A 23,107-nucleotide genomic window follows, 5' to 3' on the forward strand; every position below is an offset into this window, starting at 1 on the left:
GGACATGACTGCTGGTGCGCCGCCAGATGGTCGCGCACCAGTGCGCTTCTACAATCATTTTTTCATTGCGGCTGCTCGCGTTCCTTGTCGAGCACGCGGCGCGGCTGCACGTCGATGCTGGCGGTCATGCCAGCAGCGAGGATCACTCCCTTGGGCACGCTGTCCTCATCGATCTGGATGCGCACCGGCACACGCTGCGCCAGTCGTACCCAGTTGAAGGTCGGGTTGACGTCGGCCAGCAGGTCGCGGCCCGTCGGGTTGTCGCGATCGGTAATGCCACGCGCCACGCCGGTGATGCGCCCCTTGAGCTCGGTGCCGCCGCTCATCAGACGGATCTGCACCGGGTCCCCCACGCGCAGATGCGGCAGTTTGGTTTCCTCGAAATAGCCGTAAATGTAGTAGCTATGGCGATCGATCAGCGCCAGACGCGGGCTGCCGGTGGCAGCGTAATCACCGACACGCACATCGAGATTGGTCACATAGCCATCCACCGGCGCGCGCACTTCGGTGCGTTCCAGATCCAGCTTGGCACGGTCCACGGCGACCTGCGCCTGCACCACGGCCGCTTCAGCCTGCTCGCGGGCGGCGCCGGCCTGATGCCCGCTCGCCTGAGCCTGCTGCCAGATGGCCAGTGCCGTATCCGCGGAGGATTTGGCATCGGTGCGTTCTTCCTTCGGCACCACGTCGGCCAGCTCCTGCCGGCGCTTGGCCTGGTCCTGACGCATGTCGTATTCGGCCCTGCGCGCATTGGCGCTGGCCAGCACGGCGTCGACATTGGCGCCGGCGGCCTTCGCACTCGCCTTGGCGGCAGCGAGGTTGGCCTCTGCCTGTTGCAAGGCGATGCGGAAGCGCTCTGGGTCGATCTCGAACAACACGTCGCCCTTCTTCACTTCCTGGTTGTCGAGCGCTGGCACTCGCGTCACCAGGCCGGAGATATCCGGCGCGATGCGGATCACTTCCGCGCGAATGCGGCCATCGCGCGTCCACGGCGAATACATGTAGTGCCGCCACAGCGCGTGGCCGAGCACAAGCGCCACGATGACGACGACTGCGGTGATGGAAAAGCGAAGCAGTGCTTGAGGCTGAATTTTCATAGGGGCTCAGGGATACAACAACAGGCCAGCCGCGCCAAACAGCACGAAAAACACGGCCACGCGAAACAGGGATGGATGCCAGACATAGCGATACAGGCCATAGCGGCCGACGATGGTGTCGACCGCCCACAGCACCAGCAGGCAACCCAGGTACACCAACAGCATGCCGGGCACCAGTGCGTCGCCGAGTGCGATTTCAAGAGGCATGCGAGTTCTCCGGTGCCTTGACGATGTAAGGGGCGAGCGCCGACTCGTCGTCGCGCAACGCTGTGCGCAATTGCAGAAGATGCGCCAGCGCCGGCTGGCAGCTTGCGCGCGCCTGCGGCAGTGTTTGCCGGGTGAGTGTGAGGGCATGGTCAACGTCGCGGTCGGCCGCCTGCCAGCGCGCCTGGTCGGGCTCATCGTAGAGCCGCGCCAGCGATTGCACGGCGCGCTGCATCGCTTCCATGATCGGTGGTGGCAGCTCGGCATGCAGCATGTCCTGACGCAGTTCAATCACCGCGCGGCCGCTGTCATGCACGGCCAATGCCCATGCGATCTGGCCGCGCGACTCGGCGCTGCCCGGTTTGGTGAACTGCACGATCTGATGAAGCAGGTCGCGATTCTCGCTCTCGAATCGATACACCAGACCTTCCAGCGGCGCAGTGGCGGCCATCGTTACCTGGCGGCGCAATTGCTGCAGCTGACGCCGGCGCAGCCATTCCGTGCCGATCACGGTAGGGATGATCATGAATGCCACGCCGCACATGATCAGACCGAACAGCGAGGCGATAGCATCGTTGAAAAGCCGCTCCGGCGCGTAAACCATCGGGTTTTTCAACGCCAGAATGGTGGCGAAACCCAGCATGTAGCCCGAACCGATGCCCGGCAACGTCGCATTGCGCGTGGTCAGGTACGGGCCGATCATCAGCAAGGGTCCGCTGGTAAGCATCAGCATCAGGAAACCATCGCTGCCGGGCAGCAGCCACAGCACGACGATGAATGCTGCGAGCATGCCGAGCGCGACGCCGATCCACATATTGACCGTTGCAGGGATCGGTCGCGGCGAGGTCGCGAGCAGCCCGCTGAAGACGGTGGCCAGCAGCATCGCCGTGGTTCCCGAGGGCCAGTTCATCGCAATCCAGAACGTGCTGAGCGCAGCCAGGGTGAGGAAGGTACGGACCACCGCGATGGCGGGAGCGACGAACTCGTTGGCGCGCCTGAAGCTGATCCGCTCTACCGTGCCGCCCAGCGAACCCTGCGTTTCGCGTAGTGCGGCTTCCAGCGCAGCGAAATCGTGCAGTTCCCTGACGAAGCGGTAGAGCAGCGCGGCGCCGCTATCGAACTCCAGCAGCAGATCGGGATCCTGGCGCAGCTCTTCGCGCAACCTGGCGGCGAGTGCTGGCAGCTTGGGTTCGCATGCTTCAAGGCGCGTGGCTATCAACCTGGGCACGTACTGTTGGTCGGCAGGCGGCGACAGCGCCTCGCCTACGGGCGCATAGAGCTTGATCAGCGCGCCGGCCGTTCGCGGATGCTGGTTTCGCTTGAGGCGGTTGATCAGATGATGCAGCGACTGAAAGCTGGTGGCCGCCGCCATGTAGCGCACATTGAGCAACTGCATGCGACTGCTGCGCGCACGGGCTTCGGGGTCTTCGAAGATCACCGTGGAACGCAGGTCTTCGATCTCCACGGCCGCGCGCACGAAATGCAGATGCGCCTGCTCCATCTCGTCGCGTGGAATGGCACCACCCAGGCTGCCGCGCGCGAAATCGATGAAGTGCCCGTAGTGTTCCCGTGCTTTACGCCGCAGCACCTGGCGCAGACGTTCCGGCAGCACCATATCGCTGACCAGACCCGCCACGATGATGCCCAGCATCACCTCGCTCACGCGCTGCACGGCCGAGTTGAATACGGCGTAAGGGTTATCGATGGCCGGCAAGATCACGATCACCGCGGTGTAACCCGCGAGCACGAAGCCGTAGGACATGAAGTTGCGATAAAGCACGGCGCCGCCCGCGCACAAGCCTACCCACAACGACAGGCAGAACAGGAAGAGTTCACGCTGCTGCGGAAAGGCCGACATCAACACCAACGCGAACAGACTGCCGGTGCAGGTGCCGATGGCGCGGTAAAAGCTCTTGGCCAGCACCATGCCGCTTTGCGGATGCATCACGATCGACACCGTGATCATGGTGGTGGAAGGCTGCTCCAGCTGGAACACCATGGTCAGCCATGCGGCGAGATAGAACGCCAGCATGCACTTGAAGACAAAGATCCATGCCTGGCGCTCGCCCACGAGAAACTCGCGCAGCCACGGCCAGCGTTGCTGGATCGAAAGTTCGGATGGTGCTGCCGACATTGCTCAGTCCCGTTCCAGCTGGGTGAGGAACCGCTTGAGCAAACGCTCCAGCTGAATCATCTCGCGTGGCTGCATATCGCCCACCTGCCGTTCCAGCAGGGCGCAGACATCGGGCAGAAAACTTTCGATCAACGCCGTCCCTTCTTTCGTCAGCGTGAGCGCGATCTTGCGGCGGTCTTCGTCGCTGGCGCTGCGCGCAAGCAGCCCTTTGTCGCAAAGTTCATTGGTGAGCCGGGTGATATTGGCCGACTTTTCACCGGCCGCGTCAGCCAGCTCGGTGGCATGCAAGGTGTAACCCTCGGTGCCGTAGAGCATCATCAACAGGTTGTACTCCGGGTGATTGATGCCATAAGGCCGCAGCATGGCATTGGCGTCGTCATGCACGTGTTTGTAGATGTGCTTGATCAGACGCACCAACACCGCCGGCTCCCGCGGAAACGCGGGATGGCGCTGACGAGTGATCGTCAGTCGTTGTTCGGTGGGAAGAAAGCTGCTCATGGCACGCGGCCCAGATAGTACATATATGTAATATATACATGTAAATTTTATGCCTGCCACGACGTTCACGCAACAGCGTCGGCCTACGCATGTGAAAAAGGCGCCACGAGGGCGCCTTTTTCTTGAACGTTTTTACCGGTATCGCATCGCCCGGTCGACCGCCGGTCAGTTGCCCTTGGCCGGATAGGTTTCGAACGCACCCGGTGCGGTCTGCGGGTTGGGCTGAGCAGCCGGATTGGTGGGCGCAGTGGCCGGACGATGGGCCGGCGCCAGCTGTGCGGTACCGCACTGATAGGCACCCCACGGTTGCGAGCCGTCCTTCGGATCGGACAGCGGCTTGATGGTGTCGGCATGCATCTTGGCGGCTTCGTTGCGGGCCATCACTTCCAGTTCGTCGCGCACCTTGATGTCATTGCGGTTCACGGGACCGACGTGATCCATCACCGATACCGTGACCTTGCCCAGATCGTGACAGGAGGACATATCGCCACTCCAGGCCGTGCGGACGTTCTTGCCGGCATCGTCCAGCGTGATGCCGTAGGTGCAGGCGCCGAGCAACGCGATGGGAACGAGCAACAGCAGTGACTTACGCATGAGTAACTCCGCGACATGAAAAAGGCCGGGCGGCTATCCGCCCGGCCTCCATCCTAACCCGGGGACGTGAACAGGTCCCCACACATCAGACGGATTATTTCGACGGCTTCGTCTTACCGTCGCCGTCGATCACCTCGACCTCGCCCAGCTTCAGCGCGCGCACGGGCTGCTCAATCTTCTTGAGATCGCCCACGATCACCCAGGTCAGCGCGGTGGGTTTGATGATCTCCTTGATTGCGCCCTGCGCATCCGGCTGGGTCACGGCCTCGGTGCGGGCCTTCAATGTCTGCACGTAGTTGTCCGGACGACCGTACTGCACGATCTCGCTCATCGCGCCCAGCACTTCCGCAGCCGTTTCGAAACTGCCCGGCAGGCCACGGACGTTGGAGTCCTTGATCTTGTCCACTTCCTGCCCGGTCAGCGGACGCGTGCCCACTACTTCGGTGGCCTCCTTGAACACCTCATGCGCAGACTCGGCCGTCTTGTCGGTCTGCACCGGCGCGTACATCAAGAACGGACGCTGGCCGATCGCATCACGCATGAAGCTGAAAGCGCCATACGCCCAGCGTTTGTCCTCACGCAGATTCATGTTGAGACGCGAGGTGAAGCTGCCACCGAATGCGCCGTTAGCCACATCGATGGCCAGTTCGTTCGGCGCCTTGCTGGACGGCGCCAGCAGGCCGGCGAGGATCAGCGACTGCGGCGCATCCGGCTTGTCGATCAGGAACACGCGCGGCTTGGTCTGTGCCGCCACGGTGGCGATGTTCTTTTTCGGCAGCGCGCTGGATGGGGCCTTCCAGTCGCCAAACGCGGCATCCAGCTGCGGAATGATCTGCTGCAGCGTGGTGTCGCCGGCGACCATGATCTTCACGTTATCCGGCCGCAGCCAGTCACGCTGGAAGGCCATCAGGTCGGACGCCTGCATGGACTTCACCGCGTCCTCGGTGCCGGTGCCGGTGAACGGAATGCCATAGGCGTGATGGGCGCCATACAGCAGCGGCGGCAGCGTGCGCAGCGCCAGCGCAGTGGGCTGCGTCTTTTCCTGCGCAATACCGGCCAGCCACTGGCCGCGCACACGCTCGATATCGTCGGCCTTGAATGCGGGGTTGCGCACAATGTCCGCAAACAGTGCCAGCGACGGCTGCAACTGATCATTCAACGCATTGAGCGACGCCGAGCATGCATCAAGGCCACAACCCAGGCGGGTGATGGCACCCAGACGCTGCTTGCGCTTGGCCACTTCCACCGAATCGAGATCCTTGGTGCTCTCGTTCATCAGCGTGGTGGTGAAGCTGGCCGTGCCGAGCTTGCGGCCCTGATCGGCGGCATAACCGGCGTCGAACATCAGCTGCACATGCGTCACCGGAATGGTGTGGCGCTGGGCGAGAATCACTTCAATGCCGTTCTTGAGCTTGCCGCGCTCCAGCGTGGGAAAGCTCAGATCAGGGAAGTTGTCGACCTTGGGTACGCCCTTGCTGCGATCGACCTGGCTCTTGGCCACGCTGTAGTCGTGCGCGCCAGGCATTTTGGGCGTCGGCTTGCCTTCGGCGACCGCAAGCGCAGCGACTTTGGCGTCCTCCGCTTCCGGATTGAACTTGTCACCCGCCGGCAGCACGGTCAGCAGATAGTCGCCGTGGCTGAGCCACTTGTCGGACGCTGCCTTGACGCTGGCCTGCGTGGCCGCATCGGCGCGCTCCAGATCTTTCTTGTAGGCACCCGGATCACCGCGATAGACCTGACCCTCGGCAAGAATCACCGCCTTGCCGCCCATGCCGCCGACCTTTTCCAGCCCACGCACAAAGCCCGCGCGGTTGCCGATCTTGGCGCGCTCCAGCTCGTCCTGCGTCGGACCTTCGGCGAGGAATTTCTTCAGCTCCTCGTTGATCACAGCCTCGACCCTGGCCGGATCCACGCCATCCTTCACATCGGCCTGGATCTGGAACTGACTGGCCAGCGCAAACGGCGCGATGCTTGCGGACACATCGTCGACCAGCTTGTCCTGATAGACGAGACGCTGATACAGACGCGAGGTCTTGCCGCCGCCGAGCACCGTGGAGGCGAGGTCGAGCTGGACGATGTCGTCGGTACCCAGCTGCGGCACCACCCATGTGCGGTAGATGCGCGGCTGCGCCACGTGATCGTGCTGCACGCCACGCGTGGATTTGCCCAGCGGCGTGATCCACGCCTGCTGACGCGGCACCGGCGGGCCGGCCGGAATATCACCGAAGTACTTCTCGGCCTTGGCCTTGGCCTCGGCCACGGTAATGTCGCCTGCCAGCACCAGCGTGGTGTTGGCGGCGCCGTAGTAATCGTGGAACCACTGCTTCACGTCCGCCAGCGAGGCCGCGTTGAGATCGTCCATCGAGCCGATGGTGTCGTGCTGGTACGGGTGGTTGCCCGGATAGGTGTTGGACAGGATGTTCTGGTCCACGCGGCCGTACGGGCGGTTTTCACCCTGGCGCTTTTCGTTCTGCACCACGCCGCGCTGCGTATCGAGTTCCTTCTGGCCAATGGCGCCCAGCAGGTGGCCCATGCGATCCGATTCCATCCACAGCGCCATATCGAGCGCGGTGGTCGGCACGGTTTCGAAGTAGTTGGTGCGATCGAACCAGGTGGTGCCGTTCATGTCCGTGGCACCGGCCAGTTCGAACGGCTGGAAGTAGGTGCCCTTGTGGTTCTCCGAACCGGAGAACATCAAGTGTTCGAACAGATGCGCAAAGCCGGTCTTGCCCTTGGGCTCATCCGCGGAACCGACGTGGTACCAGATGCTGACCGCCACCACCGGCGCCTTGTGGTCTTCATGCACCACCACGGTGAGGCCGTTGGGCAGGGTGAAGCGGGTGTACGCGATGTCCGGCACGGCCTGGGTGGCTTCACTCGAAGCGACTTCCGGTGCCGCGACGGCGGGCAAGCCGGCCGACATGCTGAGCAAACCTGCGACGAGCAGGGCGAGGGGCTTTCTTGCCATCACGACACTCCTGATTGTTTTACGAATGAACCGCCCGAGGCTATCGACGCCCCGAGACCTTGGCAAATGACCAACGGCAGGGGCGTTAGTGCCCACACCTTCGTCAGAGCGACTGTCCGCCCGGCTGTCCGACAGCGCCCGGGCGCTGTCCGCGGACACCCTAATGCGCCTGCATGCACCAAAGAATTTCCAACAATGACAGTCACTTAAAGGTGAAGAGGCACTTGGCACGGCCCTTGCCATATCTACCGTGCAGGACCTACCCAACTTCATCGGAGACATGATCATGAAATTCGAAGCCTTGATGCTGCGCGGCCTGTTCGTCGCCTGCCTGCTGGTTTGTGGACTCGTGCTGGGTGCCATGGTGAATGCTTCGCCGGATGCCATTCGCCTCGCCGCTGCCGGTAGCGCCGGTCAACTGATTGCCACCCCCATCGCTTGCGCGCTCCCGCCGGATGGCGTGGTCTGCCCGCGCGCTTCAAACGGCTGAGCAAGGACGCTCAACGTTTCGCGGGCCACGGAGAGGCCCGATAATGGTGGGATGTTGCATGTCATTCTCTACCGACCGGAAATACCCCCCAACACTGGCAATGTGATCAGGTTGTGCGCCAACACGGGCGCCACGTTGCACCTGATCCGGCCCTTGGGGTTCGAGCTGGACGATGCCCGCCTGCGCCGCGCAGGCCTGGACTATCACGAATATGCCCAGCTGGCCGTGCACGACGACCTCGCCAGCTGTCTGCAGGGCATCGGCCAGCCACGCGTGTTCGCGTTTTCGACCCGTGGCCGCATAGCGCACGTCGACGCCCAGTACTCCAAAGGCGATGCCCTTTTGTTTGGCTGTGAAACCGCTGGTCTGCCAGGGGACGTGCTGGATGCCATTCCCGAAGCGCAGCGCCTGCGATTGCCGATGCGTCCTAACAGCCGCAGCCTCAATCTTTCCAACACCGTCGCGGTGGCGGTGTATGAGGCGTGGCGTCAGTTTGGCTTTGATGGCGCGGCTGTTTAGCTTGCTTTGTGACGAGTGGGGACGCTTGTCCCGCCGTTGCATCACTATGGCCCTGATTTCATCCGGAAACGCCGCTCTTCATGTCTCCGCATCCTGACGCTCTCGACCACGCCATGCTGCTGTTCTCCCGTGGACAACCTCGGGAGGCGTTGGCGATCGTGGCTGCGTTGCTCGAGCGAGAACCCGCAAATGCCGATGCGCTGAATATCGCCGGCGCTTGCGCTCGCCGGCTCGGGCAATTGGATGCCGCCGAAGCGTACTGGCGTCGTGCACTGAAGGAAGACCCCGACTTTGCTGATGTGCATAGCAATCTGGGTAACCTGCTTCGGGTCACCAGGCGCTTTCCTGAGGCCGAAGAGCGCTATCGGCGCGCCCTGGCCATCCAGCCCGACCACGCCGAGGCCCAAAATAACCTGGGCGTTTTGCTGCAGGAGATGGAGCGCCCTGGCGAGGCCGAGGCGGCTTACCGGCAGGCCATCGCGATTCGTCCTGACCATGCCAATGCCCACAACAACCTGGGCAACCTGCTGCGGGTGGCAAAGCGCTATTCAGCGGCCGAAACAGCCTATCGGCAAGCGCTGGCGATCCGGCCCGATCACGCGGAAGTCCACCACAACCTGGGCATCCTGCTCCGGGACGCTGATCGCCTCTTCGAGGCCGAAGCGGCCTACCGGCGAGCTCTGACGATCCGCCCTGACTATGCCGAGGCCCATAACCATCTGGGCCATCTGCTGCAGGAATTGAAGCGCTTTCCTGAAGCCGAGGCGTCCTACCAGCAGGCGCTGGCCTTGCGGCCCGACTATGCCGAGGCCCACAACAATCTTGGCTATCTGCTGCGGAAGATGAATCGCTTTGCCGAGGCCGAGGCCGCCTATCGGCAAGCACTCGCCATTCGGCCCGATTACGCCGAGGCCCGCTGGAGCCTTGGGCTGCTGTTGTTGTACACGGGCCGCTGGCCAGAAGGCTGGCCGTTGTACGAAGCGCGCCACCAAGGGGAAAACCGATCCGGCGCACACCTGATCCAGCCCACATTTGCGTATCCGCAGTGGCAGGGCGAATCCCTCGAAGGCCGATCCATCCTCGTCCATTGGGAACAAGGTCTCGGCGATCAGATCCAGTTCGTGCGCTACCTTTCCGATCTGAAGGCGAGGGGCGCCCGCCACGTCACCCTGGTCTGCAGCCCGCGCCTTCGATCGCTTTTTGAAGGCATCGATGGTGCCGACGCCGTGCTCACGACCGACGAGGCCGCGAATGCGCCCGCCCACGATGTCTGGGCTTTTATGCTCAGCCTTCCGCTGCACCTGGGGACCACCCTCGATACCGTCCCGACCAGGATCCCCTACCTGCGGCCCACGGCGGAACGCCTCTACACGTGGGAATCGCGACTGCCCACCGCGCGGCCGCGCATCGGTCTGGCCTGGAAAGGTGGCACCGCCTACGCAAACGACCGAAACCGCTCCCTGACAAGCCTCAAGGAACTCGCCCCGCTTTGGGACGTTCCCGGCACGCACTTTGTGAGCCTGCAAAAGGGGCAGGGAGAAGACGAGGGAGCCACCCCACCGCCCGATCAGCCGCTCACGCATCTGGGATCTGATGTCGAAAGCTTCGCCGACGACGCCGCCATCATTGCGCAGCTTGATCTGGTGATCAGTGTCGATACGGCCATCGCTCACCTTGCCGGCGCACTGGGCAAGCCTTGCTGGATCTTGCTGCCATCCGTCGATACGGACTGGCGTTGGCTGGACGAGGGCACCGATTCACCGTGGTATCCAGGAACGACACGTCTCTTCCGCCAGTCCCATCTGGACGACTGGGCTCCCACCATCGGTGAGGTCGCCGAGGCACTGCGCCGGTTTTGCCAGGATCGCGCGGCATAGAGCCCGGGCGGCAGGCGCGTTGCAACCGTTACAATCAACGGCATGACTGCCGCCTCGCCCCTCTCCCTGCTCCCGCGCCCGCTGCGCGCCCTCGCCGGCCGCGCGCTGGAAACCGCACTGAATCACACCTTGTCGCTCGATCCGGAAACGGTAGCGCGACTGTCCGCACTCGATGGCCGCAGCGTGCAGCTGCATCTGCGCGGCCCGGAGCTGGCGTTGTCGGTCACCGTGGAAGGCGAACGCCTGAAAGTCGGCCCCGCCCAGGAAGACAGCCATCTGCGCGTCGCAGCCACGCCGGGCAGCCTGCTGGCGATGCTGGTGAAGCGCGATGACGAAGGCGTGGCGCCGGGCAAGGTAGAGATTGCCGGCGACGCCGATCTTGCACGCCGCCTCGAAAAACTCGCCAGCAAGTTCGCTCCCGATTTCGAGGAAGCGTTTGCACGCACCTTTGGCGACGTGTTGGGCGTGCCGCTGGCCAAGGCCGTGCGCCAGGGGCTGGCCCATGCGAAGGAAACCGCCAGCCATCTCACCACCGATACCGCCGACTGGCTGCGCGACGAAGCACGCCTTGCCATCGCGCCCGGCGAAGTGGAGGGCTTCCTCGATGGCGTGGACGAATTGCGCGAACGCAGCGAGCGCCTTGAAGCACGCCTCGCCCGCCTGGAGCAGCGCCTGAAGAAAGGACCCGCCGCGTGAGGACTCCTTTGAAGGTCGTACCGCGTGTAATGCGCGTTGCCTCCGTGCTGCTCGCTTACCGGCTCGACGAACTGGTCGACGCCGCGCATCTGTTTCGCCCGCTCAAGCTGATCCGCCCGTTTGTGGCGAGGCCGCGTGAAGACGTCCGTGCACTATCGCGCGGCGCGCGCCTGCGTCTGGCGCTCACCGCGCTTGGCCCGATCTTCGTCAAAGCCGGTCAGGTGCTGTCCACGCGCCGCGATCTGGTGCCCGCCGATATCGCCGACGAACTCGCTCAGTTGCAGGATCAGGTGCCGCCTTTCCCCGGCAAAGAAGCACGCGCCATCGTTGAGCAGGAACTGAAAGCGCCGGTAACCACGCACTACGCGAGCTTCGACGAAACGCCGCTCGCATCGGCGTCCATTGCGCAGGTTCACGCCGCCACGCTGCATGACGGCAGCGCCGTGGTGGTGAAAGTGCTGCGCCCGGGCATCGACAAGCAGATCGAACGCGACATCAAGCTGCTGCGCTCACTGGGCGAACTCGCCCAACGCTGGCACCCCAACGCCGACAAGATCCGCCCGCTCGACGTCGTCGCCGAAGTCGAGAAGATGCTGGAGAACGAGCTGGATCTGCAGCGCGAAGGCGCCAGCGCCAGCCTGCTCCGCCGCAACTTCGAAAGCGGCGTGGACATGTACGTGCCGGCCGTGCACTGGGACCTGACCGCCGCCCGCGTGCTCACGCTGGAGCGCGTTTACGGCGTGAGCTGCGACGACATCGCCGCCCTCGATGCGGCTGGCGTGGATCGCAAGGCGCTCGCCATCAAGGGCGTACGTCTGTTCTACGAACAGGTATTTCGCGACAACTTTTTCCATGCTGACGCTCACCCCGGCAACATCTGGGTAGATACCGCCCGCCCGGGCGAACCGCGCTTCATCGCGCTGGATTTCGGCATCATGGGTTCGCTGCCGGAAGAAGATCAGTACTGGCTTGCGCAGAACTTCATCGCCCTGTTCGAACGCGACTACGCACGCATTGCGCAGTTGCATGTGGACGCAGGCTGGATGCCTTCCACCGTACGCATCGACGAGCTCACCGCCGCCGTGCGCACGGTTTGCGAGCCGTACTTCACCCGCCCGCTGTCGCAGATTTCGCTGGCCGAGCTGGTGGTGAAGCTGTTCCAGACCGCACGCCGCTACGAGCTGACCCTGCAGCCGCAACTTATCCTGCTGCAGAAGACGCTGCTGAACATCGAAGGTGTCGGCCGCATGCTCGATCCGCAGATCGACATCTGGGCCGTGGCGCACCCGGTGCTCAAGCGCATCCTGCGCGAGCGCTATAGCCCGTTGCGCACCTTGCGCACGGTGCGTCGCCACTTGCCCGAGTGGCTGCACGCCGCGCCGGAATTCCCGGAGCTGATTCGCGATGCATTGCGGCAGGTGGCGCAGGGCGAGCGACGCGAGGTGAGCGACCCGCAAGCGTTGGCGCAGCAGCGCGAAGAAGCACAGCGCACGCGCCGGGCGATGTCGTTTGGATTGCTGGGCGGCAGTTTGCTGATTGGTAGCGCGGTGTTGTGGACGCAGGCACCGAACCATGGTGCTTGGCATGCCGCGGTTGTTGGCGTGGCTGGACTCATTGCCTTTGCGGCGGGCTGGCCTCGTCGTTGATCGCCTCTCACCGTCATCCCAGCGAAAGCTGGGATCCAGCGACTTTCGTTCTTGCCAAGCACGTCAGAGGCACTGGATCCCAACTTTCACTGGGATGACTACGTTTATGCCGCGCACTGCGGGCCCGCATCTCCCAGAGCTTTTTTATGCTGGAAATCCTCTACCAAGACGACGCCCTCATCGCGGTAAACAAACCCGCGGGCCTTGCCGTGCACCGCTCCAAGATGGTCGGCAACGCCGAGGAGTTTCTGATCGACGTGCTGCGCGAGCAGGTAGGCGGCACCACCTACCTTGCGCACCGTCTTGATCGCGCCACCAGCGGCGTGCTGCTGATCGCCCGGTCCAGCGAGATCGCTGCCGCCCTGGGCGAGCAATTCATGGGCCGCGACGTGCACAAGCAGTACCTCGCCGTGGTGCGTGGCTGGCCGGAGCCCGAACAGGCGGTGATCGACTATCCCCTGCCCGGCTCGCGCGAAACCGGGCCGCGCCGTGATGCGAGCACCAGTTACCAACGCCTTGCCACGGTGGAAGTACCGATTGCCCTCGGCCGCTACCCGCAGCAACGCTATGCCCTGGTGCTGGCCGAGCCGCATACCGGCCGCTTTCGCCAGATTCGCAAGCACATGGCGCATATCCACCACCCGATCATCGGCGACTGCCAGCACGGCCGCGGCGATCACAATCGTCTGTACAAGCAGTACTTCAGCTGCCATCGCATGCTGCTGCACGCCTGGCGCCTGAGTTTCAGGCATCCGGTGACCGGCGAGCCCATGCGTCTTGAAGCCCCGCTGGATGCCGCCTACCGTGCCCTGCTCGACCGCTTCGGCTGGACGTTGCCCATCCGCTGATGTGGCGGTGCGCCATGGCAGCGTGTCATGCGCCCCCGCTAAACTTCGCGCCATGCTCACTGTCAGCCGATCCATCACCCTGCCCGAGGCCGAGCTGACCGAGCGCTTTCTGCGTGCGGACGGTCCCGGCGGCCAGCACGTCAACCGCACCGAAAGTGCGGTGGAACTGCGTTTCGACGTAGCGAACTCGCCTTCGCTGCCCGAACCGGTGCGCGCACGCCTGCTCGCCCGCCGCGACCGGCGCCTGACCGATGACGGTGTGCTGGTGATCCAGGCACGGCGCTTTCGCGATCAGGGCCGCAACCGCGAGGATGCACGCGAGCGATTGGTCGAGATCATTCGAGGCGCGCTGGTCGCTCCCAAGGCACGGATTGCCACCAAACCCACCCGTGCCTCGAAAGAGCGCCGCCTCGTCGGCAAGCAGCAGCGAGGCAAGATCAAGCAAACGCGTTCGCGTGACTGGAGTCGTGAATGAGCACGCCGTTGCTCCCCCCTACACCGCCTGAAGCTCCCAAACTCAACAGCCGCTTTTGGCCGTGGGCGGCACGCTTCATATTGCGTCTTTCCGGTTGGCGCCTGCTCGGCGAACTGCCGAACGTGCCCAAGCTGATCCTGATTGGCGCGCCACATTCGTCCTACTGGGACGGCGTGTGGGGCTTGCTGATGAAGATCGGCCTGGGGGCCGACATCAAGGTCATGATCAAGCGAGAGGTGGTCGATGGCCCGCTGGGCATCATTCTTCGCCCCATCGGCATGATCCCCATCAACCGCAGCGCGGCGCTCAACGTCGTCGGCCAGATGGTGAAGCGATTCACCGAGAGCGAACGCATGTGGCTGGGCATCACGCCCGAAGGCACGCGTAAAAAGGTCAGGCACTGGAAATCCGGCTTCCTGCGTATCGCACTGGAAGCCAACGTGCCGATCCAGACGATCTTTATCGATTACCCGACCAAGACATTCACGTTTGGTCCAGTGGTGCACGCCACGACAGACCATGATGCCGACATGGTGAAAATCCGCGAGCTGTTCACGCCGTATCGCGGCAAGCACCGCAACGCCAACGACTGACGGCCATGACCTCACTAGGTATCCAGCACTTCGGCGCGTTCCTGCTCGCCTGCATTGCGCTCAACCTGACGCCGGGGCTGGATACGTTCTACATCCTCACGCGCAGTGGCCGCGAAGGCCGCGCGGTGGGTGTCATGGCGGCGCTGGGCATCAATGCCGGCTGCATCGTGCACACGCTCGCGGCCGTGCTAGGCATTTCGGCCATTCTGATGACTTCAGCCATGGCTTTCAGCGTGCTCAAGTATCTGGGCGCGGCTTATCTGGTGTGGATCGGCCTGCGCATGCTGCTGACGCGCGGCGGCGCACGCCAGCCCACGGTAACGCGTGGCCGCGGGCTCGCGGCAGCTTTCCGGCAGGGCATGCTGACCAATGTGCTCAATCCGAAAGTCGCGTTGTTCTTTCTCGCCTTTCTGCCGCAGTTCGTGTCCATGCAGGCGGAGCACCCGCAGCTGGGTCTGCTGGTGCTGGGGCTGAGTTTCATCGGCACCGGCACCACGTGGTCCATGGTGTTGGCGCTGCTCGGTGGGCACGTTCACCACCTGCTCAACACACGCCCGCGTTTCGGGCAATGGATGGATCGCGTGTGCGGCACGGTGTTGCTTGGTTTCGGCGTGAAACTCGCACTGCAGCGCCAGTCCTGACGCTCCCACAGCAGGCCACAGTCAGCGCTCAGAATGTCCCGACTCGTCGTAATCACGATGCGTCAGCAATCCCGGCCTCACCAGATCCACAAACGCACGCGCTTCCGCGGTAAGGAATTTGCCCTTGCGCATCACCACCCCGTAACTGCGCTGCGGGAAGTACTGCTTCATGTTCCGGACGGCCAAACGCGAACGGTCGGCCTCGGTAATGCAGATGCCGGTGACGATGGAAATACCCATCCCCATCGCCACGTATTCCTTGATCACATCCCATCCGCCCACTTCGATCGCAACGCGGTAAGGCACCTGGCGTTGCTGGAACACCATGTCCACTAACCGATACGTGGATAAGCGCTGCGGCGGCAGGATCAATCCGTAGGGTGACAGATCCTGCAAGGTCACCGTGGTCATCGAGGCCAGCGGATGATTCAACGGCATGATCAGCATCGGGTCGTAGTGGTACACGGGCGCCCAGGCGATGTCGTTGGGCACGTCGAGCATGGAGCCCACCGCGAAATCCGCCTCGTCGGCACGCAACAACGCCAGACCATCCTTGCCAGTGACGTTGGCCAGCTGAAGCTGCACCTCAGGGAACTGCTCGCGGTAGCGCCGCACCAGCTCGGGCAACAGGTACTGGATGGTGGAACTGCCGGCGGCAATGGTCAGGCGCCCGCCCTGTAGTCCTTTGACCTTGGCCTGGAAATCCCGGTCCAGGTTTTCCCACCCCTCGACCAGCGGCCGGGCCAGCTCGTAAAGCGCCTCGCCCGCATCGGTAAGGTTGATCCGTCGCCGGCGGCGCTCGAGCAGGCTGATCCCGAGCTCCCGCTCGAGCGCCTGTAGCTGCAGGCTCACCGTGGGCTGAGACAGAAAAAGCGCCTCGGCGGCACGCGTCAGCGTGCCCAGCTTCACCGTGTACACGAACGCTCGCATCTGCTTCTGGCGGTTCCCCTTGTAATAGAACCGGCCCACCTCGTCCGCCGCCGTCCGATCCCCTTTTCGCCGCCTCAAAGCCTTGGATCGGCCTTTTTTTCGCACCTGCAGCATTTTTTCAGGGTCTTTCATGGCTTTTTACTCAATGAGTTGCCGGATGTATTGATAAAGACAATATCAAAAATTGAAACATTTGCTTTGTCAAAGCAAATCTCGGTGACCTAGTGTCATCCCATCGTCATCACCGAGGTTTGCCCCCATGGCCGTCCCCAAGGAACGCGTTGTTCTCTCGCCGGCACAGGTCCACGGCGCCACCATGCCGGTCCACGACGCCATCCTCACCGTCGAGGCCCTGGCCTTTCTGGCCAGCCTGCATCGCCTGTTCGATGCCCGCCGCCGTGAACTGCTGACCGCCCGCCACGACCGCCAGGCCCGCTACGACGCCGGCGTCCTGCCCGACTTCCGCCCGGATACCCTCGCCATCCGCGAGGGCAACTGGACCGTTGCCCCGATACCGGCCGCGCTGCGCGACCGCCGCGTGGAGATCACCGGCCCGGTCGAGCGCAAGATGATCATCAACGCGCTCAATTCCGGCGCGAAGGTGTTCATGGCGGACTTCGAGGACTCCTCCGCCCCCACGTTCGCCAACCAGATCGATGGCCAGATCAACCTGCGCGATGCGGTGAACGGCTCGATCGACTACACCTCGCCGGAGGGCAAGCACTACCGCGTGAACGCCAACCCGGCCGTGCTGGTGGTGCGCCCGCGCGGCTGGCACCTGCCGGAGCGCCACATCACCGTCGATGGCGAGCCGATGGCCGGTGCCCTGGTCGATTTCGGCCTGTTCGCTTTCCACAACGCCCGCGCGCTGCAGGCACGCGATCGCGGCCCCTATTTCTACCTGCCCAAGCTGCAGGCGATGGAAGAAGCCGCGCTGTGGGATGAGGTCATGGCGGCTGCCGAAGTGGCGTTGGATCTGCCGGTCAATTGCATGAAGGCCACCGTGCTGATCGAAACGCTGCCGGCAGTGTTCCAGATGCACGAGATCCTGCACGCGCTGCGTGGCCGCATCGTCGGCCTCAATTGCGGCCGCTGGGATTACATCTTTTCCTACCTGAAGACCTTCCGCGCGCATCGCGATCGCCTGTTGCCGGTTCGCGGCCAGGTGCAGATGACCGTGCCGTTCCTCAAGGCGTACTCGGAACTGCTCATCCAGACCTGCCATCGACGCGGCGCCTTCGCGATGGGCGGCATGGCCGCGCAGATTCCGATCAAGGGCGACGAAACGGCCAACGACGCCGCGCTGGCCAAGGTACGCGCCGACAAACTGCGCGAAGTGCAGGCCGGCCATGACGGCACCTGGGTGGCACATCCTGCGCTGGTGCCAGTGGCACAGGAAATCTTCGATCAGTACATGCCATCACCGAACCAGCTCAGCGTGGTTCGCGCCGATGTAAACGTGACGCGCAACCAGCTCATTGCACCGTGCAGCGGCACCATCACCCGCGAAGGTTTCAACAACAACGTGGAAGTAGCGCTGCGCTACACGGCCTCGTGGTTGGACGGGCAGGGCTGCGTGCCGATCCATCATCTGATGGAGGACGCCGCCACCGCCGAAATCGCACGCGCGCAGCTATGGCAGTGGCTGCATCTGGGGCCGCTGGAATTCACTGATCACGCGCCGATCGACTTTGCGCTGTTCGATCACTCGCTCGCTACGCAAGTGCATCGCTTGCGGCATACCGACCTGCCTTATGCCAAGCGCGCCGACGAAGCCGCGGCACTGCTCAGGCAACTCACTCATGCCGATGAACTCGGCGATTTTCTCACCCTGGCGGCCTACGAGCAGCTCTAAGCCTCACCAGTTTTGCCATCACGCATTACACGGATACGCAGGAGACTCACCATGAAGACCACGCTGCCCACTGCCGAACAGATTGCGCTCGACTGGACCAACAACCCGCGCTGGACGGGTATCCAGCGCAACTACAGCGCCGATGACGTTGCACGCCTTCGCGGCACCGTGGCGGTGGAACACTCGCTCGCGCGCCGCGGCGCCGAACGCTTGTGGAAATCGCTGCACAAAGAAGAGTTCGTCAACGCGCTGGGCGCGCTCACCGGCAATCAGGCGATGCAGCAGGTGAAGGCCGGATTGCAGGCCATCTATCTCAGCGGTTGGCAGGTGGCGGCTGACGCTAACCTCGCCGGCGAGATGTATCCCGACCAATCGCTATATCCGGCCAACTCGGTGCCGCAGGTGGTCAAGCGCATCAACAACACGTTATTGCGCGCCGACCAGCTGCATCACGCCGAAGGTGCCGATGACATCGACTGGATGGTGCCGATCGTGGCGGATGCCGAAGCCGGTTTCGGCGGCGTGCTCAACGCGTTCGAGCTGATGAAGGCGATGATTGAAGCGGGTGCCGCCGCGGTGCATTTCGAAGACCAGCTGGCATCGGTGAAGAAGTGCGGCCACATGGGCGGCAAGGTGTTGGTGCCAACGCGCGAAGCTGTCGACAAGCTCAACGCTGCGCGTCTCGCCGCTGACGTGCTGGGTGTGCCAACACTGATCGTGGCCCGCACCGATGCCGATGCAGCGGACCTGTTGACCTCCGACATCGACGAAAACGACCAACCGTTCGTCACCGGCGAGCGCACCGTCGAGGGCTTCTTCCGTGTTCGCCCGGGCCTGGACCAGGCCATCAGTCGCGGTCTTGCCTACGCGCCCTATGCCGATCTCGTGTGGTGCGAGACCAGTAAGCCTAATCTGGAAGAAGCGCGCAAGTTCGCCGAGGCGATCCATGCGAAGTATCCGGGCAAGCTGCTGGCTTACAACTGCTCGCCCAGCTTCAACTGGAAGAAGAATCTCGACGACGCCACCATCGCCAGGTTCCAGAAGGAGCTGGGCGCCATGGGTTACAAGTTCCAGTTCATCACCCTGGCCGGCTTCCACAGCCTCAATTACGGCATGTTCGACCTCGCTTACGGGTATGCTCGCCGACAGATGAGCGCCTTCGTGGAGCTGCAGGAGAAGGAGTTCGCCGCCGCCGAACGCGGCTTCACCGCGGTGAAGCACCAGCGTGAAGTGGGTACGGGCTACTTCGATGCCGTGACGCAGGCCATTCAGCAGGGCCAGTCATCCACCACCGCGCTCAAGGGTTCCACTGAAGAGGCACAGTTCCACGCCTCCCGTCAGGCCAGCGCGGCCTGACGAAGTGATCCTGGCGTAGGCCGGCAAGGACGCCGGCGCGTGCGCGGGGAGCGCGGCCCTGTCCTGCGCTCTCCGCGTGCGCCACGCAGGGAGTCGGCCGCCTGGTTACAGGCTTTCAGGCGGCACCAGCGTAATAATCATCCAGCCCGGCCTCGGCTCCAGCTCGCGCTTCACCGATGCCACGCGCAACGCGCCTTTTTCCTCGACGCCAAACAACAGCACCGTCATCGAACCGTACTGCTCAATGAAGTGGGGCCAGTCGTAGGTGGCGGTCAATCGCGTCGACTTGATGCGCCAGCCTTCTGCCAGACGCTCCGCAAAACGTTCATGCGTCATCTCGGCATCGAACAGCCGCGGCGCCTGCAACGGCTCACCGAGTTGTGAGCGGCCACCCGCCTCATTAGGAGCCTCGGTTGGCAATCGATAGATCTTGGTGCGGCCAAATTCCTGCAGGTAATACACACAGGCCAGAGCATTGCGTTCGCGATTGAACGACATGGCCAGCAGGCGGCCGATACCGGTGAGGTCGAGATGACGCTCAGCGTAGGCCGTGGCAGGAAACCCGTAGAAGGTCGTTAGACCTTCCATGCGCGCCAGCCGGATACCGTCCCACTGCTCGTCCGCCACAATGACACGAAAGCCGGCATCGGCGAGCGCACGCGCCACCGCGCGCGCTACGGCATCCGAACCATAAATCAGCACACCGGTCGCGTCGGGTTCGGCCACTTTCAGCCATAGCGCCAGCGGGCGCGCGGTAGCACTCTGCAACACCACGGTGCCAATAATCAGGATGAACACCAACGGCACCAGCTCTTGCGCGCCCGGCATGCCCAACGCATCCAGCTTCAACGCAAACAGCGCAGAAACGGCCGCCGCCACGATGCCACGCGGTGCCACCCATGCAATCAGCGCGCGTTCGCGCCAGCTCAGGGCGCTGCTCATGGTGGCTACTGCCACCGTCACCGGCCGCACCACCAGTTGCGCGGCGATGAAGATCGCCACACCCGACCACAACACGCCATCTGGCAGCGGCCACGTGAGGCGCGCCGCCAGCAGAATGAACAACACCGACACCAGCAGCGTGGTGAGGTTCTCCTTGAAGTCGAGAATGTCGTCGATGTGTACGCCACGCATATTGCCCAGCGCGATACCCATCACCGTCACCGCCAGCAGACCCGATTCGTGCGCCATGGTGTTGGACAGCGTGAACGCCGCCAGCACCGCCACCAATGAGCCGTAATTCTGCAGGTACTCGGGAATCATCTGCCGCCGCAGCAGAGATGCGAGCAACCACGCTGCAAGCAAACCCACGGCAGTGCCGCACGCAACGATGGCGAGGAACACGCCGATGGTGCGCCCCTGGTGGTGCGACACCACCGCCTCGTACACCAGCACACCGAACAATGCGCCGAGCGGATCGATCACGATGCCTTCCCAACGCAGTGTGTTGGCAATGCGCGCATTCGGACGCACGGTACGCAACATCGGCGCGATCACGGTCGGCCCAGTGACACAGGTGAGTGCGCCGAACAGCAAGGCGACTTCCCAGCTGAGTCCTGCGAGGTAATGCGCAGCGACGCCCAGCAACAGCACGGCAATCACCGCACCGTAAGTCACCAGGCCGCGCACAACCCGTCCGATGCCACGCAACTCGCTGAAGCGCAGCGTCAGGCTGCCTTCGAACAAGATCAACGCGACCGACAGCGAGACCACTGGGATCTCGAGCTTACCGAGCAGCTTGTCGGGAACCACCCAGCTGCTCACCGGGCCCAGCGCAATGCCCGCCAGCAACAAGAAAAGTATTGCGGGCAACTTCACCCGCCAGGCCAGCCACTGCGCCAGAAAACCGATGCCCAGCACGAGCACCAGCAACAGTCCGAGATCGAGCGTCATGCACGGTCCTTCGAGCGTGGTCGATAAAAGTATCGGAACACGCTCGTGACAACGCCGTCCATCGGCTGACGGACTCAAACACTGAAAGGAAAGGCAGAAGAGAAAGCCAAGCCCCGGTATCGGACGGGGGAGGGGGGAGGGGGTACCGATACCGGGGTGGCGGGCTGAGTTCTTTAGAGAACTAGCGGGTACAGATAATACGCCTGCGCCGAGGCAAGTCAATACCCGTCAGTTCAAAAATTAGTCGCAGCGGATTTCCCCCAAGCCACGCCAGCCGCCCGGAGGGGTCAGAAACGCCGGTAGGTCAATGCTTCAGCCAGGTGCGAGCGGTCCAGCAGTGCCGTGCCGCCATCGAGGTCGGCGATGGTGCGGGCAACCCTCAGGGTGCGGTGATACGCACGGGCTGACAGGCCTAGCCGCTCGAGCGCGGCGTCGAACCAGCGCCGCTCCGCGGGGCCGAGGGCGCAATCACGCTCCAGTTCCCGCGTGCTGATTTCGGCGTTGGGCCGCCCTGCTCGCATCAGCGCGTGATGACGCGCCTTGATCACGCGCGCACGCACGGTGGCCGAATCTTCGTCATGGACACCTCGTGGTGCCCCGAGCTCGCCCAGCGGTACCCGGGGTACTTCCACGCTGAGGTCGATGCGGTCGAGCAGCGGCCCGGAAATGCGAGAGCGATAACGTTGTATCTGATCGGGTGTGCACTGGCACCGCTGCCGGGGATCGCCCGCGTAGCCACAGGGGCACGGATTCATGGCCGCGGCCAGCTGGAACTGGGCGGGAAACGTCGACTGCCGGGCGGCGCGCGAGATCACGATGTGACCCGACTCCAGCGGTTCGCGCAGCACATCCAGCACGTGCCGGCCGAATTCCGGCAGTTCGTCCAGGAACAGTACGCCATTGTGGGCCAGGGAGATTTCTCCGGGCCGAGGCACGGCACCCCCGCCTACCAGTGCCACCGCTGAGCTGGTGTGGTGCGGCGCGCGGAACGGTCGCCGCCGCCAATGCATCGGGTCCACCGTCTGACCGGCCACCGATAGCACCGCACAGGTTTCCAGCGCCTCCGACTCGGTCATCGGCGGCAAAATGCCGGGCAGGCGTTCGGCCAGCATCGTTTTACCGGTACCCGGGGGACCGACAAACAACAGGTGATGACCGCCGGTGGCGGCAATTTCGAGCGCACGACGCGCTTGAAGCTGGCCGCGCACATCGGCGAGATCGGGCCCGTTGGCATCGGCGGAAACGCCCGGCGCCTCCGCCGGCAGTCCCAACTCCTGCGCACCGCGCAGCCACCCACAAACCTCGGCCAGGGTGTCTGCCACCAGCACATCGGCATCCGATACCAGGGCAGCCTCCGCCGCGTTGGCCCGGGGCACTACCACCCGGCGCCCGCGGGCCCGTGCGCGCAGCAGCGCAGGCAACACCCCCGACACCCCGCGCAGCGCACCTGACAGCGCCAGCTCGCCCAGAAACTCGCAATCGTCCAGCTTCTCCCTTGGCACCTGCCCACCCGCAGCGAGGATGCCCAAGGCGATGGCCAGATCGAAACGGCCACCATCCTTAGGGAGCTCTGCCGGAGCCAGATTCACCGTGACCTTGCGGTTGGGATATTCAAAGGCGGTGTTCTGGATCGCCACGCGAACCCGATCACGCGCCTCGCGCACGGCCGCCTCAGGCAAACCCACGATATTGGTGCCGGGCAGCCCACCGGAAAGGTGGACTTCCACCATGACCTGCGGCGCCGCCACGCCTTCCTGGGCACGGCTGAGCGTAACGGCAAGACTCATGAAGTCGGC

Annotated in this window: 20 protein-coding genes; 11 read left to right on the forward strand and 9 right to left on the reverse strand. The window is 63.7% G+C overall.

Features of this window, described 5'->3' with window-relative positions; translation table 11 throughout:
* Positions 1 to 62: 62 nt before the first annotated feature.
* From OQE56_RS14705 to OQE56_RS14730, 6 genes are all read right to left on the reverse strand, one after another.
* Positions 63 to 1,094, reverse strand: a complete 1,032-nt coding sequence (locus tag OQE56_RS14705; protein ID WP_267225388.1) for an HlyD family secretion protein — start codon at positions 1,092 to 1,094, stop codon at positions 63 to 65.
* A 6-nt stretch (positions 1,095 to 1,100) separates the two neighbouring features.
* Entirely contained in the window at positions 1,101 to 1,301 is a 201-nt protein-coding gene (locus OQE56_RS14710) for a DUF1656 domain-containing protein (RefSeq protein WP_267225389.1), read from the reverse strand.
* The gene (locus tag OQE56_RS14715) at positions 1,291 to 3,432 is read right to left on the reverse strand and encodes an FUSC family protein (RefSeq protein WP_267225390.1); all 2,142 of its coding nucleotides are present in this window, start codon (positions 3,430 to 3,432) and stop codon (positions 1,291 to 1,293) included. Before OQE56_RS14715 ends, OQE56_RS14710 begins: the two co-directional genes overlap by 11 nt.
* A gap of 3 nt (positions 3,433 to 3,435) precedes the next feature.
* Positions 3,436 to 3,930: a MarR family transcriptional regulator gene (locus tag OQE56_RS14720; protein WP_267225391.1), complete on the reverse strand. Its 495-nt coding sequence runs from the start codon at positions 3,928 to 3,930 to the stop codon at positions 3,436 to 3,438.
* A 165-nt stretch (positions 3,931 to 4,095) separates the two neighbouring features.
* Positions 4,096 to 4,524, reverse strand: a complete 429-nt coding sequence (locus OQE56_RS14725) for a DUF4156 domain-containing protein (protein ID WP_267225392.1) — start codon at positions 4,522 to 4,524, stop codon at positions 4,096 to 4,098.
* 94 nt (positions 4,525 to 4,618) lie between these two features.
* Positions 4,619 to 7,492, reverse strand: coding sequence for a M16 family metallopeptidase (locus OQE56_RS14730; RefSeq protein ID WP_267225393.1), 2,874 nt, complete (start codon positions 7,490 to 7,492; stop codon positions 4,619 to 4,621).
* A 286-nt stretch (positions 7,493 to 7,778) separates the two neighbouring features.
* On the opposite strand from OQE56_RS14730, the gene OQE56_RS14735 reads away from it, so the two are divergent.
* The 9 genes from OQE56_RS14735 to OQE56_RS14775 all read left to right on the forward strand — a co-directional run bounded on the left by OQE56_RS14735 (position 7,779) and on the right by OQE56_RS14775 (position 15,277).
* Positions 7,779 to 7,982 carry a hypothetical protein gene (locus tag OQE56_RS14735; RefSeq protein ID WP_267225394.1) on the forward strand — a complete coding sequence of 68 codons (204 nt, stop codon included), beginning with the start codon at positions 7,779 to 7,781 and terminating at the stop codon, positions 7,980 to 7,982.
* Positions 7,983 to 8,033: 51 nt separating this feature from the next.
* Entirely contained in the window at positions 8,034 to 8,501 is a 468-nt protein-coding gene (gene trmL, locus OQE56_RS14740) for a tRNA (uridine(34)/cytosine(34)/5-carboxymethylaminomethyluridine(34)-2'-O)-methyltransferase TrmL (RefSeq protein WP_267225395.1), read from the forward strand.
* A gap of 113 nt (positions 8,502 to 8,614) precedes the next feature.
* The gene (locus OQE56_RS14745) at positions 8,615 to 10,378 is read left to right on the forward strand and encodes a tetratricopeptide repeat protein (protein WP_267225396.1); all 1,764 of its coding nucleotides are present in this window, start codon (positions 8,615 to 8,617) and stop codon (positions 10,376 to 10,378) included.
* A gap of 42 nt (positions 10,379 to 10,420) precedes the next feature.
* Positions 10,421 to 11,074 carry a ubiquinone biosynthesis accessory factor UbiJ gene (locus tag OQE56_RS14750; protein ID WP_267225397.1) on the forward strand — a complete coding sequence of 218 codons (654 nt, stop codon included), beginning with the start codon at positions 10,421 to 10,423 and terminating at the stop codon, positions 11,072 to 11,074.
* A gap of 29 nt (positions 11,075 to 11,103) precedes the next feature.
* Entirely contained in the window at positions 11,104 to 12,720 is a 1,617-nt protein-coding gene (ubiB, locus tag OQE56_RS14755; protein ID WP_267225552.1) for a ubiquinone biosynthesis regulatory protein kinase UbiB, read from the forward strand.
* A gap of 146 nt (positions 12,721 to 12,866) precedes the next feature.
* A complete protein-coding gene (locus OQE56_RS14760; protein WP_267225398.1) occupies positions 12,867 to 13,568 on the forward strand; it encodes a pseudouridine synthase in 702 nt (233 codons plus the stop codon).
* A gap of 52 nt (positions 13,569 to 13,620) precedes the next feature.
* Positions 13,621 to 14,043 carry an alternative ribosome rescue aminoacyl-tRNA hydrolase ArfB gene (arfB, locus tag OQE56_RS14765; RefSeq protein ID WP_267225399.1) on the forward strand — a complete coding sequence of 141 codons (423 nt, stop codon included), beginning with the start codon at positions 13,621 to 13,623 and terminating at the stop codon, positions 14,041 to 14,043.
* Positions 14,040 to 14,636, forward strand: coding sequence for a 1-acyl-sn-glycerol-3-phosphate acyltransferase (locus OQE56_RS14770; protein WP_267225400.1), 597 nt, complete (start codon positions 14,040 to 14,042; stop codon positions 14,634 to 14,636). The genes arfB and OQE56_RS14770 overlap by 4 nt, the downstream gene beginning before the upstream one ends.
* Positions 14,637 to 14,641: 5 nt before the next feature.
* Positions 14,642 to 15,277, forward strand: coding sequence for a LysE family translocator (locus tag OQE56_RS14775; RefSeq protein WP_267225401.1), 636 nt, complete (start codon positions 14,642 to 14,644; stop codon positions 15,275 to 15,277).
* Positions 15,278 to 15,298: 21 nt separating this feature from the next.
* Here OQE56_RS14775 and OQE56_RS14780 read toward each other — a convergent pair whose 3' ends face one another.
* Positions 15,299 to 16,321: a LysR family transcriptional regulator gene (locus OQE56_RS14780; protein WP_425601637.1), complete on the reverse strand. Its 1,023-nt coding sequence runs from the start codon at positions 16,319 to 16,321 to the stop codon at positions 15,299 to 15,301.
* Between the two features lie 145 nt (positions 16,322 to 16,466).
* On the opposite strand from OQE56_RS14780, the gene aceB reads away from it, so the two are divergent.
* Positions 16,467 to 18,062, forward strand: a complete 1,596-nt coding sequence (gene aceB, locus OQE56_RS14785; RefSeq protein WP_267225403.1) for a malate synthase A — start codon at positions 16,467 to 16,469, stop codon at positions 18,060 to 18,062.
* 51 nt (positions 18,063 to 18,113) lie between these two features.
* Entirely contained in the window at positions 18,114 to 19,418 is a 1,305-nt protein-coding gene (gene aceA / locus OQE56_RS14790) for an isocitrate lyase (protein ID WP_267225404.1), read from the forward strand.
* A 105-nt stretch (positions 19,419 to 19,523) separates the two neighbouring features.
* On the opposite strand, the gene OQE56_RS14795 is transcribed toward aceA, so the two are convergent.
* Entirely contained in the window at positions 19,524 to 21,311 is a 1,788-nt protein-coding gene (locus tag OQE56_RS14795; RefSeq protein WP_267225405.1) for a cation:proton antiporter, read from the reverse strand.
* A 287-nt stretch (positions 21,312 to 21,598) separates the two neighbouring features.
* A complete protein-coding gene (locus OQE56_RS14800; RefSeq protein WP_267225406.1) occupies positions 21,599 to 23,098 on the reverse strand; it encodes a YifB family Mg chelatase-like AAA ATPase in 1,500 nt (499 codons plus the stop codon).
* Positions 23,099 to 23,107: the final 9 nt, after the last annotated feature.

Source organism: Dyella silvae (assembly GCF_026421305.1).
Classification (GTDB): domain Bacteria; phylum Pseudomonadota; class Gammaproteobacteria; order Xanthomonadales; family Rhodanobacteraceae; genus Dyella; species Dyella silvae.

Bases quoted from the DNA above. Each gene is read 5' to 3' on its own strand.
- OQE56_RS14795 (WP_267225405.1), bottom strand. From the start codon at position 21,311: ATGACGCTCGATCTCGGACTGTTGCTGGTGCTCGTGCTGGGCATCGGT.
- OQE56_RS14725 (WP_267225392.1), bottom strand. From the start codon at position 4,524: ATGCGTAAGTCACTGCTGTTGCTCGTTCCCATCGCGTTGCTCGGCGCC.
- OQE56_RS14750 (WP_267225397.1), top strand. From the start codon at position 10,421: ATGACTGCCGCCTCGCCCCTCTCCCTGCTCCCGCGCCCGCTGCGCGCC.
- OQE56_RS14705 (WP_267225388.1), bottom strand. From the start codon at position 1,094: ATGAAAATTCAGCCTCAAGCACTGCTTCGCTTTTCCATCACCGCAGTC.
- OQE56_RS14800 (WP_267225406.1), bottom strand. From the start codon at position 23,098: ATGAGTCTTGCCGTTACGCTCAGCCGTGCCCAGGAAGGCGTGGCGGCG.
- aceB (WP_267225403.1), top strand. From the start codon at position 16,467: ATGGCCGTCCCCAAGGAACGCGTTGTTCTCTCGCCGGCACAGGTCCAC.
- OQE56_RS14770 (WP_267225400.1), top strand. From the start codon at position 14,040: ATGAGCACGCCGTTGCTCCCCCCTACACCGCCTGAAGCTCCCAAACTC.
- ubiB (WP_267225552.1), top strand. From the start codon at position 11,104: ATGCGCGTTGCCTCCGTGCTGCTCGCTTACCGGCTCGACGAACTGGTC.
- OQE56_RS14735 (WP_267225394.1), top strand. From the start codon at position 7,779: ATGAAATTCGAAGCCTTGATGCTGCGCGGCCTGTTCGTCGCCTGCCTG.
- OQE56_RS14715 (WP_267225390.1), bottom strand. From the start codon at position 3,432: ATGTCGGCAGCACCATCCGAACTTTCGATCCAGCAACGCTGGCCGTGG.
- OQE56_RS14780 (WP_425601637.1), bottom strand. From the start codon at position 16,321: ATGCTGCAGGTGCGAAAAAAAGGCCGATCCAAGGCTTTGAGGCGGCGA.
- OQE56_RS14760 (WP_267225398.1), top strand. From the start codon at position 12,867: ATGCTGGAAATCCTCTACCAAGACGACGCCCTCATCGCGGTAAACAAA.
- OQE56_RS14720 (WP_267225391.1), bottom strand. From the start codon at position 3,930: ATGAGCAGCTTTCTTCCCACCGAACAACGACTGACGATCACTCGTCAG.
- OQE56_RS14730 (WP_267225393.1), bottom strand. From the start codon at position 7,492: ATGGCAAGAAAGCCCCTCGCCCTGCTCGTCGCAGGTTTGCTCAGCATG.
- trmL (WP_267225395.1), top strand. From the start codon at position 8,034: ATGTTGCATGTCATTCTCTACCGACCGGAAATACCCCCCAACACTGGC.
- OQE56_RS14745 (WP_267225396.1), top strand. From the start codon at position 8,615: ATGCTGCTGTTCTCCCGTGGACAACCTCGGGAGGCGTTGGCGATCGTG.
- arfB (WP_267225399.1), top strand. From the start codon at position 13,621: ATGCTCACTGTCAGCCGATCCATCACCCTGCCCGAGGCCGAGCTGACC.
- OQE56_RS14775 (WP_267225401.1), top strand. From the start codon at position 14,642: ATGACCTCACTAGGTATCCAGCACTTCGGCGCGTTCCTGCTCGCCTGC.
- aceA (WP_267225404.1), top strand. From the start codon at position 18,114: ATGAAGACCACGCTGCCCACTGCCGAACAGATTGCGCTCGACTGGACC.
- OQE56_RS14710 (WP_267225389.1), bottom strand. From the start codon at position 1,301: ATGCCTCTTGAAATCGCACTCGGCGACGCACTGGTGCCCGGCATGCTG.